We start from the raw sequence: 12,580 nt of genomic DNA, 5'->3' as shown, positions 1-12,580 counted from the left end.
CCCTTCCCTTCGATTATTAGTTGCGAGCAAACTGCTGCAGGAACCGCAAGTCGTTGCTGTAGAAATGACGGATGTCATCAATGCCGTATTTGAGGATCGCAATTCGCTCTACGCCCATTCCGAAGGCAAAGCCCGTATACTCCTCTGGATCGTAACCACCCATTTCAAGCACACGCGGGTGAACCATACCACAGCCCAAAATTTCCAGCCAGCCCGTATGTTTGCACATCCGGCAGCCTGAACCGCCGCATTTCACACAGGTTACATCTACCTCAGCACTCGGTTCAGTGAAAGGGAAGAAGCTTGGACGCAGACGAATCTGTGTATTAGGCCCGAACATTTCACGTGTGAACTGGAGCAAGGTGCCCTTCAAATCACTCATGCGGATTCCTTTGCCGATGACCAGACCTTCAATCTGGTTGAACTGGAAGGAGTGAGTTGCATCATCATCATCGCGGCGGTAGACCTTACCTGGGCAAATGACCTTAACCGGCACTTCACCTTTCATAGCTTCCATCGTGCGAACCTGTACTGGAGAGGTTTGCGTCCGCATCAGGATGTCTTCTGTAATGTAAAAGGAATCCTGCATATCGCGGGCCGGGTGATTCTTCGGCAAGTTAAGGGCTTCAAAGTTATAATAATCGGTCTCCACTTCAGGACCTTCCGCAATGCGGTATCCAAGTCCAATGAAGATATCCTCAATGTCCTGGATCACCTTATTCAGCGGATGAACACTGCCCTGGCGAAGCGGGCGTCCCGGTAGAGTAACATCCACCTTCTCAGCTGCCAGTCTCTGTTCGGTTTCTTTGTTTTGGAAAGCCACCTGGTGACGCTCGATCACCTCTTCAATAGCAGAACGCACCTCGTTAGCGACCTGTCCAATCACCGGACGCTCCTCCGCGCTAAGTGCTCCCATCCCTCTCAAAATTTCGGTAAGCGCACCTTTCTTACCTAAATACTTCACTCTCAGATCATTGAGCTGCCCAGCATCAGCAACGTCCTTTAGCTGCTCTAACGCTTCAATTTTTAACGACTCCAACCGCTCTTTCATTTATGAACCTCCTTAAAGTTAAAGACCCAAGATACCGAACCCCTGATCCTTCGTACATGACGAGCGCAATTCTCAAGAACAACAAAAAAAGCCTTCTCTCCCGTAAGGGACGAAAAGACCGTGGTACCACCCTTGTTAGATCCGTATCCTCGTGGATGCCATACCCAAACAGCATCATATCTGAAAAATACATCTCTCACTCATCGAATTAACGGTTCGTTGCCGGCAGCCTCTAATGCCATAGTCTTCCGACCATCGGTTCAAGGCGCTGCTCCGGAGTGAACTTCGGCAGCCTGATTCTGTAGAAACGCTCTCAATCCTACGGCGCTTCCTCCCTGTAAAGAGGCACTGCTTACTCTTCTCCATCTAAGCATTTCATATCATGGTTATCCTGCATTCTTATGTTCAATATTATATGCAAAACATGCACCGATTGGCAAGTCGAATCCTGTCTAAGCTTTGGATTCCTCTTTCATTATGATATGTTTGTGTTATCTACACAAAGGAGACTGGTGAACCCTCATGAATGGAACAGAGCGCAAAAACATCATCCCCGGACGAACGGTGGATATTGTTCTTAAGAAAGATCAGCGAACCGGCCAATTAACCCGGGGCATTGTCAAAGATATTTTAACGAACTCCCCCAGTCATCCCCACGGGATCAAAGTTCGATTGGAAGATGGACAAGTCGGACGAGTCAAAACAGTCCACCTCTAAGATCAGCCGTAACTTGCTCCACCAGAACAGGACTAAATGTTTATTCGCGGAATACACCGGTTAAGAGAACACAAAAAAACGGCAGAACTCTTTAAAAGTTCGGCCGTTTTTTATATACACAAATTTTATCTTTTACCCGGATCGTAAGGTATGCCTAGAGCAGACGGAGCAGAAGAGCGTCCAACCGCAGCTACCAGTACGATGATCGTCAGCACATATGGAAGCATGTAGATGAACTCCATTGGAATATGGCTGGACCAGGCGAACAACGTCACATAACTGCGAATCGCTTGAGAGAAGCCGAAGAACGCAGCTGCGCCGAACGCACCGATTGGATTCCATTTCCCGAAGATCATCGCCGCAATAGCGATAAAGCCCTGACCTGAGATGGTATTATGCGCAAAAGTACTTGTTGTGGTCAATGTAACTGTCGCACCGCCAAGAGCAGCAAGAGCGCCGCTAATCATAACCCCAATATAACGCATACGGCGAACGTTGATTCCGACCGTATCTGCAGCACTTGGATGCTCACCCACGGAACGCAGACGCAGACCAAATGGAGTCTTGTATAGAACATAATAAGCCACGAACACCAGAATTATGGCCAAGTAGGTCGTAGGGTAATTGTTGAACAGCCCTTCCCCAATAATCGGAATCTGGGAAAGCCCCGGTATCGGGTATTTACTCACCACCTGCAGAAGCGGAGTCTCACCATTGCCACTAAAGATCAGCTTAACCAAATACAATGTACTGCCCGCGGCCAGGAAGTTAATCACGATCCCGCTTATAATCTGGTCCGCCTTGAACGTAATCGAGGCCAAAGCATGAATCAATGAAGCAAGTATCCCCGTAATTACTGCGGCAATGAGGCCAACCCATGGAGCTCCTCCGCCCATTCCAGCTTGTTCAGCATAGTAAGTAGCTACCGCGGCAGAGAAGGCTCCGAAGGTCATCAGTCCTTCAATCCCAATGTTGGTTACCCCTGAACGCTCTGAGAAGATGCCGCCCAAGGCCGCAAAGATAAGCGCTGTCGAGAATACAAGCGTCGTATTGATCAACTGGCCTAAAGTAGTTACCCAATCCATTTACAACACCTTCTCTTTCTTGCGTTTGGAGTAAAAAGGTTTAAGTACCCAGCGTACGATGCCCTGTGCGGCAATGAAGAAGATGATGGAGCCGATGACAATACGAATCAATTCAGGCGGAACACCTGCACCAAAGCTCATACCCGCAGATCCGTAAGTCAGAATACCGAACAGGGATCCCCCAAGCAAAATCCCAAATGGATGGTTCATCCCGATCAAGGCCACAGCGATGCCATCAAAGCCTATTCCCGGCGATCCTGACATGATCGATTGGTAATGAAATACCCCAAGCACTTGAACCGCTCCTGCCAGCCCCGCAAACACGCCGCTGATAAACATAGCTTTTACTACGTTACGTCCCACATTCATTCCGGCATACTCAGCAGCGTTAGGATTGAAGCCTACGGCGCGAAGCTCATAACCCTGTTTGCTCTTCCACAAGAAGTAATAGAAGAACACGGATGCAAGCACAGCCAGGAGCATACCCCAGTGCATGCGGGCATCATTAAAGAAACTAACCAGACTTTGAATTGAAATCGAAGCTGTGGGTTGAATTTCTTCCGAATGATCCATTCCTTCCGGCAGCAGGAAGGCATTAACGATATAGTTCCCCAGATATAGAGCTGTCCAGTTCAGCATAATCGTTGTAATAACTTCATTCACGCCTCTCTTAGCTTTCAGGTAACCAGCAATGGCAGCCCAAAGGCCTCCGCAAAGCGCGCCCGCAATAAGCGCGAGAGGAGCATGGATGATGGATGGAAGTCCGGTCACTTTGATTCCGACAAAGGTGGCAGCCGTCATCCCAATAATAAATTGGCCTTCACCACCGATGTTAAAGAGGCCCGCTCTAAAGGCAAATGCAACTGCAAGACCCGTCAAGATCAGCGGCGTAATCTCACGCAGTGTCTCCCCGAAATCATATAGGTCCCCAAATACCTGCTCAAAAAGGGATTGATAGGCAAGCAGCGGATCATATCCGCCCACAAGCATAATAATCGCTCCGACGATCAAGCCGAATATAATGGCAACCATAGGGATAACTATACTTCCGGTAAATATTTTGTACACTTTACTCATGCGTCTTACCTCCCGCCGTGCTGCCAGCCATCATCAGGCCGAGTTCCTGGTCATTGGTTGATTCAGGATACACTTCGCCTACGATTCGGCCTTCATAGATAACCACTATCCGGTCAGATACATTCATAATTTCATCCAACTCAAACGAAATCAGCAGCACGGCCTTCCCTTGATCCCGCTGTGCGATCAGCTGCCGCTGCACGAACTCAATCGCCCCTACATCCAGGCCCCGAGTTGGCTGCGCAGCAATCAGGAGATTGGGGTCCTTATCTATTTCCCGGGCTATAATTGCTTTCTGCTGATTACCACCCGATAAGGATCTTGCCAAGGTATCCATGCTCGGAGTACGCACGTCAAAATGTTCAATCAGACGCTTAGCCTGCTTGCCGATGGCATCATAATTCAAGAAGCCTTTACGGTTATAAGGTTCTTTGTAATACGTCTCTAGCACCATGTTCTCTTTCATCGAGAAGTCTAGAACAAGTCCATGCTTATGACGGTCTTCTGGAATATGGGACACGCCGCTCTCGATTACTTTTCTCGGTGGTATATTGGAGATTTCCTGATTCAGAACCTTAATGGATCCGCTGTCAATCTTGCGAAGTCCAGTTAAAGCTTCGATCAATTCACTTTGTCCGTTGCCATCTACTCCTGCGACACCAAGAATTTCACCGGCTCTCAGAGTCAGGCTAAGTCCGTCCAGAACAGCTACTCCATCCTTGTTCTTAGCGGAAATATTGTCTACTTGAAGCACAGCTTCCTTCGGCTCAGCCGGCTTCTTGTCCACTTTAAAGGATACGCTTCTTCCCACCATCTTCTCTGCCAGCTCATGCGGACTGGATTCCGAGGTCTTGACCGTGTCAATTACCTTACCTCGGCGGATGATCGTAACGATATCCGAAATCTGCATAATTTCTTTCAGCTTATGTGTAATCAAAATAATAGATTTGCCCTCTGCTACGAGTCTGCGCATAATCTCCATTAATTCCGAGATCTCCTGTGGAGTCAGAACCGCTGTCGGTTCATCGAAAATAAGGATGTCCGCTCCGCGGTAAAGTGTCTTGAGGATCTCTACACGCTGCTGCATACCTACGGAAATATCGTGAATTTTGGCATTTGGATTCACCTTGAGTCCATACTGCTCGGACAACGCCTTGATCTTAGCCGAAGCCGTCTTATAATCAAGTTTAATTCCCTTACGCGGCTCCATGCCCAAAATAATATTCTCGGTTACGGTGAACGGTTCCACTAGCTTGAAATGCTGGTGGACCATTCCGATCCCCAGATCAATCGCCTTATTTGGATTATCAATAAGTACAGATTGACCGTTAATTTCAATACTTCCCTCATCAGGCTGATAGAGCCCGAACACAATGTTCATCAGTGTAGACTTACCGGCACCATTCTCGCCGAGAAGCGCATGAATTTCGCCCTTTTTAAGCTTCAAGCTGATGGAGTCATTAGCTACAATACCAGGAAACCGCTTGGTAATTCCCTTTAGCTCCAGAACCGGAGGCGCTGCTGACATGAGATCACCCTTCTCATAAAGATAGTCTGGACAGGACTTGAAAATAACCTTGTTAACAAGGGAACAAGGCTAGTTAAATAACCAGCCTTGCCCTATAAATATAGCCTATATAATGTTCATGTTAAACTAAAAAATCACAGCTAAATCAGATATCTTATTTTTCTGGAACCTTGATTTCGCCGCTAACAATTTTTGCTTTGTAATCATCTACAAGCTTAAGCACGTCAGCTGGAACGTATTTACTGGAAGTGTCAGGAATACCCACACCATTATCCTTCAAGGTCAAAGTCTCATGACCACCTTTGAAAGTACCGTCGATAACTTCCTTGCTGACACGCTTAACAGCTTCATCCACTCGTTTAACCATAGATGTCAGAGTTACGTCAGGGAATTCAAGGGATTGGTCCTTATCTACACCGATAACCCACACCTTTTGACCACTCTTCACACGGCCAAGAGCTTCGTTAAATACGCCTGTACCTGTTCCGCCGGCAGCTTGGAAGATAATATCTGCTCCATTGTTGTATTGGGTAGCAGCAGCTGTTTTACCCAGGTCAGGCTTGTCAAACGCGCCTGTGTAGTTGATGTTCACTTCAGCATTTGGATTAACCGCAAGTACACCTGCTTTAAATCCAGCTGCGAAACGCTCGATAACCGGAAGCTTAATTCCGCCAACAAAGCCAATTTTATTAGTTTTTGTCATTTTACCAGCAACGACCCCTACCAGGAAGCTGCCTTCATTTTCTGCGAAAGTTACCGATTTAACATTGGGAGCATTCACCTCTGCATCGATAATCGCAAGCTTGGCATCGGGATTCTGTTTTGCAACCTTACCGACTGCATCGCCAAGGCTCATCCCAATACCCCAAGTCAAGGCGTATTTGCCTTTAACAAATTTATTCAAATTTGTATTGTACTCATCTGATTTTGTACTTTGCAAATACTCAGCTGTAACGCCTGTATCTTTCTGTAATTGCTGCAGACCTTCCCATGCAGACTGGTTGAACGATTTATCGTTGACCCCACCGACGTCAGTAACCATACCGATCTTGATCCCGGATTTGGATGAACCTTGGGAAGTGCCTGTACTGCCGTTTGTTTCGCTTTTTTTGTTGCCGCATCCTGCAAGTACAACAGTAAGTGCTAGCAGCATGACGATCGACAATTTAAAAGTCTTTTTCATTGTTATAATCCCCCTTCGATAATTGAAGCGTGTCTGTCGACCAAATTATACAATTTCACAAGAGTAAAATCCACACATTAATGAACAAAGGTCAATAAATTTACGGAATTGAAACAATGCAAGCGCTTCAAGCTGGAATGCTTACTTGCTATGTTCGTTTAAAGCGTTTATTCCCCTTTACTAACTAAGGTTATCCTATATTTTAGCATTCCCCAAAGATATAGAATTCATCATTTTTTGACAATCATGACCACCCGTCCAACGGGTGGTTTGCTCTTGGGGTATAACCCCCTGTTGCCAAACTGCGCCTAAAGACGCTAGCCTGACCACAAATCTGTTCAGGCTCAGTGTTAATTGTCACTTTCACTTACCAGTTAAACTGGTTTATTTCTTTTTGCCCCTGTTGCTGCTGAATGGATCTTCGTACTCTTTTACGCTCAGCTTATCTACAGCTTGGTCATGTGCCTCTTGTTCACGAATGTACTTCGCTACGGTTGCTTCATTCAAACCTACCGTACTCACATAATATCCTTCTGCCCAGAATTTTCGATTCCCGTATTTATACTTTAGTTGTGCGTGCTTCTCGAAGATCATTAACGAACTTTTTCCCTTTAGATATCCCATGAATGATGAGACTGAAATTTTCGGTGGGATAGCGACCAACATATGGACATGATCAGGCATCATGTGACCTTCTATAATTTCTACTCCCTTGTACTTACATAAGCGTTTGAAAATTTCTATTAAATCTCTTCTTACTTGATTATAGATCTCTTTCCGTCTATACTTCGGGGTGAAGACAATGTGGTATTTGCACATCCACTTTGTGTGAGCTAGACTATAGCTCTTGTTTGCCATTTAAGACCATTCCTTTCTTTGAGCCTGAACATCTCAATTTTATCGGAATGGTCTTAGTGGTCAAACCGCTGATCCCTCCACCCGCATAGCGGGTGGTTTTTTGTTTCGCGCGTTTCACGCACTCAACCGGCTAAAGCCATAATAAAAAAGCCCTTCATAAATGAAGGGCTTGAATATTTGTATGGAGCGGGTGATGGGAATCGAACCCACGCTATTAGCTTGGAAGGCTAAAGTTCTACCATTGAACTACACCCGCAAAATGATAATGGTCGGGACGACACGATTTGAACATGCGACCCCCTGGTCCCAAACCAGGTGCTCTACCAAGCTGAGCTACGTCCCGTTATCTCGCCTTTATGTTTCGTAAAGACAAAAATAAATATATCATTTATCATTACACTTTGCAAGTGTTTTTTTCAATTATACGGCTTCCCGGCACAAAAAGCGGTCTTCAATATCTTGGGCGCCCACAGGCTTACTAAATAAATAACCTTGGCCTTCATGGCACCGCTGAAGCTTCAGAAATTCAAGCTGCTCCTGACTCTCTACTCCCTCTGCTGTAACCTTCAGCTTCAGATGATGAGCCATGGACGTAATGGTGGAGACAATGGCGGCATCGTTATTGTCCTCCATCACTTCTTTTACAAAGGAACGGTCAATCTTCAAGCGATCAATCGGCAGGCTCTTCAAATAATGTAATGAGCTGTATCCCGTACCAAAGTCATCAATACTGATATGAACCCCTAGCTCCTTCAAACGTCGCAGCTGGTCAAATGCCGTCTCCTTATCAAATGTCATACTTTCCGTAATCTCAAGCTCCAGATATTTGGGATCAAGGCCGATCTCTGCGAGAAGGTCCCTGATATGTTCTGATAGATGGGATTGCCTAAATTGCCGCATCGACAAGTTGACGGAAATACAAATGGGCTCGTAGCCCTGCATCTGCCAATTTTTATTCTGTATACATGCTGTGCGCAGCACCCAGTCTCCAAGTGGGACAATGAGTCCGCTCTCTTCAGCTAAAGGGATAAATTCCGCAGGGGAAATGAGACCTCTATGCGGATGATTCCAACGTACAAGCGCCTCCATACCAACAATTTTTCCCGTATCCAGATGGATCTGCGGCTGAAATTCAAGAAAGAACTCCTCCCGCTCAATTCCTTTGCGTAGATCGTTCTCCAGCTTAAGACGGGATTGAACCTGTACCTGCATGGAAGGCCGATATCGGCTGGATTCAATTCCTTGCTCTTTCGCATTATGGACCGCCATATCCGCATTCTGGAGAAGCTGGTCTGCTGTTTGTCCATCCTCAGGAAATAAAGCAAGACCTAGACTAACAGAGAGATGGTATTCAGAATTGTCAATCACCATGGTTGATTCCAGTGCGGTAAGAAGCTGCTCCATTCTGTCATGAATACCACTGACATTAGAAACACCAGGTACAATTACGGCAAACTCATCTTCACCCATCCGGAATACTTCCTCAGCTGGAGTACAGCTGCGGATTAATCTTTCTCCCATAACGCAGAGAAGACGGTCGCCGGCACTATATCCAAGAGAGTCATTAATCGCCTTAAAACGATTAATATTAACGATAATTACAGCTGTTGAAACCCTTGATATGCGCGAAATTTCAATTTGCTCCTGTAGGGTCTCCTTTAATTTCCTCCGATTGGGCAGCCCGGTTAAATCATCATGGTAGGCTAAATAGGTAATCTTCTCTTCAGCCAGCTGTTGATACCGAATGGGTTCCTCAATAGTAAGCTTATATACACCTTCCAGGATAAAATAATAAGATAGCATCATAAATATCTCACCTGTCAGGTGTGTAATCCCCAATTGCTGGGGCTCAGAAATAAAAGTTAAATAGTGCCCCATCATCATAAAGATCAGAGCACTAATAACCGACAAAACGGCTGTAGAGCGCTGAGCACGATTTTTATACAAAATAGCAGCCAATCCTGCCACGTAAAGGAGCAGAATCCCTGCACTCCCAAGCAGCTGCCATGAATTCATCCCGATACGGCCAAACAGCAGTGGAAGGCTGGCTTGAAATTGTCCAATCAAATACAGGCCAATGACGACCGAGAACAAAGTAGCGGCAAGTACAGTAAGCTTCTGAGTCCGTCCAACTTCTTTATCATTACTGCTAAATATCAACAGCACTCCTGCAGCGCCAATTCCATGGGATATCATGACCAGCCATAAGAGCGTATTTGATTGCAAATCCAATCCGAACAGTTCAACACCACTGAGGGACGTCATATACAAGACATCAACTATACCGATGACCGCAAAAAGAACAGCACTGTATAATCGGTGTCTGGAAAGCTTGTTTGTAAACAGCATCCAGCCCTGTGCAAATATAGCGAAACAAATCGCTCCAGCTATAAATCCCACTGACAAGAGCAGACCTTGCAGCACTTCCTTTAACTGACCTCCACTAGTGGATGTAGTTGAAATCATGCTCACCCAGATCATGACGACAAGTCCGCACAATCCTTTAATTAATGTCATCTTCTCTGCTGTTCTGATCTGCATTTGCCTTCTGACCCCCAGATGTAAAATCAACGTACCTGAGAATAACAATTCCACATCTTTCGTGTTTTATCCTTCTTTTTTGGCAAAAAAATCCGGCAGAATTCTGCCGGACCTTAGAACAATCTATTGTTTCTTCTCAAAGCTCACTTCTGGAGTCGTTAATTTATCATAAAAGCCTACAACCTTATCTTTATCTGCTGATGCACGAAGTGCCATAGCTGAACGAGGATGCTCATCCAATGTACCAGTAATCATATAAGGAACCAGATATCCCCATTCTTCCTTCTCCCGAAGTGGAATCAACAGATTCTCAAGCACCTCAAGCACTGGACGCAGCTTGTAATGGGTATTCTTCAAATGTGTGACAAGAAGCTCTGTTGGGCAGTTCCCAGCCGCACGACCCATACCATATACCGAAGCATCCAGGAACTCTACTCCGTTTTGGGCAGCCACTAGTGTATTGGAGAATGCCAGCTGCATGTTGTTGTGGGTATGAACACCCAGACGTTTGTTAGGGAGATGTGTCTTGAACTTCTGTACGAGGTACTCCATATCCTTATAGTCAAGGCTTCCGTAGGAATCCACAATATAAACAACGTCCACAACACTCTCATTAATCATTTCAAAGGCTTCAATTAATTCGTTCTCCATAACGTTGGAGAGTGCCATAATATTCAGTGTCGTTTCGTATCCTCTATCATGGAATGTTTGAACAAGCTGAAGCGCCTTGTCCACATCCTTAATGTAGCAAGCCACGCGAATCAAATCGAGCATGCTTTCTGAGCGGGGCAGGATATCATTCTCATCAACACGGCCAATGTCAACGAGTGCTGACAGCTTGGTTGTGCCTTTCTGAGGAATTACTTTACGAAGAAATTCATCGTTCAAAAAACGCCAAGGACCTGCCGAATCAGCTCCAGACAACAGTTTTGGAGAGTTCTTGTATCCAATTTCCATATAGTCAACGCCAGCTTCATTTAAGCCTGCATAGAGTTGTTGAACGAATTCCACACTGAAATCCCAGTTATTCACGAGACCGCCGTCCCGTATTGTGCAATCGACAATTTTACTATTATTCGTCTTCATCCGCAAAGGTACCTTCTCTCATCTGTTTTACTATTCATCTTACTTGAAGCTAAAAGCAAAAGTAAAGGTAATATCTAAAGTTATTTGACCGAATAAGCACAATTCCTTATTACCCGACATATTCAGTCAAAAAAGGCGCCGTGCAATCGTGCACTTCGCCTGTATTTGAACTATATTCACTTAGATCACAACCGCAGCTTACACCTGGTGTGTTAATGGAAGCGATATCATAAATACAGTGCCTTCTCCCTTCATGCTGTCTACCAAAATCGTTCCTCCGTGATTTTTTATGATCTTATAGCTGACAGACAATCCAAGTCCTGTTCCCTTCTCTTTCGTGGTAAAGAATGGGTCGAACAACCGTGTAAGCAGGGTCTTGTCCATTCCATTCCCATTATCCTTAATAGAAATATTCACATAATTGCCTTCCTGCTTAGCGCTTATCTCAATCATTCCTGCGTGGTCGCCTTGTACTTCCTCAATAGCCTCCATCGCATTCTTGATAATATTTAAAATTACTTGTTTGATTTGTTTGACATCTATGGATACAAGAAAGGATTCATTAATCTGATGAAGCCTCATTTCGCACCCCTTCATAAGAGCCTCACTCTCGCTTAGCAGAAGAGCATCCTTTAGCAAGGAAGGTACACTTACAACAGTCTTTTGTGGGGCCGAGGGCTTTGAGGAATTTAGAAATTCATGAATAATATCATTCGCACGGTCAATCTCCATCAATATTATTCGAGCATACTCATCTTTCCCAAGCTGAAGAAGGTGTGGACGCAGAAGTTGTATAAAGCCCCGAATTGCAGTAAGAGGATTACGTATCTCATGAGCGATCGCCGCCGAAATCTTGCCCAGCATCGCAAGCTTATCATTCTGGTAAGCAGTCTGTTCAATTTGCTTGTAATCAGATACATCCTTTACACTCAGCAGGAAATCTCCATCCATCTGATCCCCATAAGTAACGGTAATAAGCCAGTGTCTTCCATACTCATCAATTAACTCATGATATTTACGGCGGTGAAAGATGGTCTCCCTGTAGATCCTGGCAATTTTCTTCTGTTTGAAACGGCTTAAATAGGGATGACGGAGAAGCTGAAGGAGATTACAGCCAATCAGGGACTGACGAGGAAGTTCAAGAAGCTTGGCCATCTGAACATTAATAAAAGTTAGGACACCGTCACTATCAAACAAAAGAATTCCGCTATCGAGGTGCTGCAGGACATTCTCATATTTATTTTTGACAAGCTGGGTCGATTGAAATGCTTGAACTGACTGAAGCAATGTTTCTTGAAATTCACTCAACAAGTTGACCCCCCCTTTTCTGATTAATGATGTACCTGCCTATCTGACAATATTTCCATCATCTAATGAAAGAAGTTTAAACCTATTCTTGCTGCGACAGCTTCTCTCTTTCCCTCACACTATTGGGGCTAGTCCAACACTGGAAA

Annotated in this window: 10 protein-coding genes and 2 tRNA genes; 1 reads left to right on the top strand and 11 read right to left on the bottom strand. The window is 45.2% G+C overall.

What is annotated here, in order from left to right; translation table 11 throughout:
- Positions 1–16: 16 nt before the first annotated feature.
- On the bottom strand, positions 17–1,051 hold the full coding sequence (gene pheS / locus ACRRNK_RS05675) for a phenylalanine--tRNA ligase subunit alpha (RefSeq protein ID WP_433945819.1): 1,035 nt from the start codon (positions 1,049–1,051) through the stop codon (positions 17–19).
- A 522-nt stretch (positions 1,052–1,573) separates the two neighbouring features.
- On the opposite strand from pheS, the gene ACRRNK_RS05670 reads away from it, so the two are divergent.
- Positions 1,574–1,768 (top strand): YwbE family protein, encoded by a 195-nt coding sequence (locus ACRRNK_RS05670; RefSeq protein ID WP_433945818.1) that lies wholly within the window; start codon positions 1,574–1,576, stop codon positions 1,766–1,768.
- A gap of 125 nt (positions 1,769–1,893) precedes the next feature.
- Here ACRRNK_RS05670 and ACRRNK_RS05665 read toward each other — a convergent pair whose 3' ends face one another.
- From ACRRNK_RS05665 to ACRRNK_RS05620, 10 genes are all read right to left on the bottom strand, one after another.
- Positions 1,894–2,853: an ABC transporter permease gene (locus tag ACRRNK_RS05665; RefSeq protein WP_433945817.1), complete on the bottom strand. Its 960-nt coding sequence runs from the start codon at positions 2,851–2,853 to the stop codon at positions 1,894–1,896.
- Complete coding sequence (locus ACRRNK_RS05660) at positions 2,854–3,930, bottom strand: ABC transporter permease (protein ID WP_433945816.1); 1,077 nt, start codon at positions 3,928–3,930, stop codon at positions 2,854–2,856. It lies immediately after the preceding gene.
- A complete protein-coding gene (locus tag ACRRNK_RS05655) occupies positions 3,923–5,458 on the bottom strand; it encodes an ABC transporter ATP-binding protein (protein ID WP_433945815.1) in 1,536 nt (511 codons plus the stop codon). Before ACRRNK_RS05655 ends, ACRRNK_RS05660 begins: the two co-directional genes overlap by 8 nt.
- A gap of 154 nt (positions 5,459–5,612) precedes the next feature.
- A complete protein-coding gene (locus tag ACRRNK_RS05650) occupies positions 5,613–6,641 on the bottom strand; it encodes a BMP family ABC transporter substrate-binding protein (protein ID WP_433945814.1) in 1,029 nt (342 codons plus the stop codon).
- A gap of 384 nt (positions 6,642–7,025) precedes the next feature.
- Entirely contained in the window at positions 7,026–7,499 is a 474-nt protein-coding gene (gene tnpA / locus ACRRNK_RS05645; protein WP_433942914.1) for an IS200/IS605 family transposase, read from the bottom strand.
- A 182-nt stretch (positions 7,500–7,681) separates the two neighbouring features.
- A tRNA-Gly gene (locus ACRRNK_RS05640) sits at positions 7,682–7,755 on the bottom strand.
- 10 nt (positions 7,756–7,765) lie between these two features.
- Positions 7,766–7,842, bottom strand: a tRNA-Pro gene (locus tag ACRRNK_RS05635).
- A gap of 77 nt (positions 7,843–7,919) precedes the next feature.
- A complete protein-coding gene (locus ACRRNK_RS05630; RefSeq protein ID WP_433945813.1) occupies positions 7,920–10,040 on the bottom strand; it encodes a putative bifunctional diguanylate cyclase/phosphodiesterase in 2,121 nt (706 codons plus the stop codon).
- A gap of 123 nt (positions 10,041–10,163) precedes the next feature.
- Positions 10,164–11,126, bottom strand: a complete 963-nt coding sequence (locus ACRRNK_RS05625) for an aldolase catalytic domain-containing protein (RefSeq protein WP_433945812.1) — start codon at positions 11,124–11,126, stop codon at positions 10,164–10,166.
- A gap of 198 nt (positions 11,127–11,324) precedes the next feature.
- Positions 11,325–12,437: an ATP-binding protein gene (locus tag ACRRNK_RS05620; RefSeq protein ID WP_433945811.1), complete on the bottom strand. Its 1,113-nt coding sequence runs from the start codon at positions 12,435–12,437 to the stop codon at positions 11,325–11,327.
- Positions 12,438–12,580: the final 143 nt, after the last annotated feature.

The sequence above is a fragment of the Paenibacillus sp. SN-8-1 genome (genome assembly GCF_050995535.1).
Lineage (GTDB): Bacteria > Bacillota > Bacilli > Paenibacillales > Paenibacillaceae > Fontibacillus.
The sequence above is the reverse complement of the archived record's forward strand: the minus strand, read 5'-3'. Positions and strand labels throughout refer to the sequence as shown.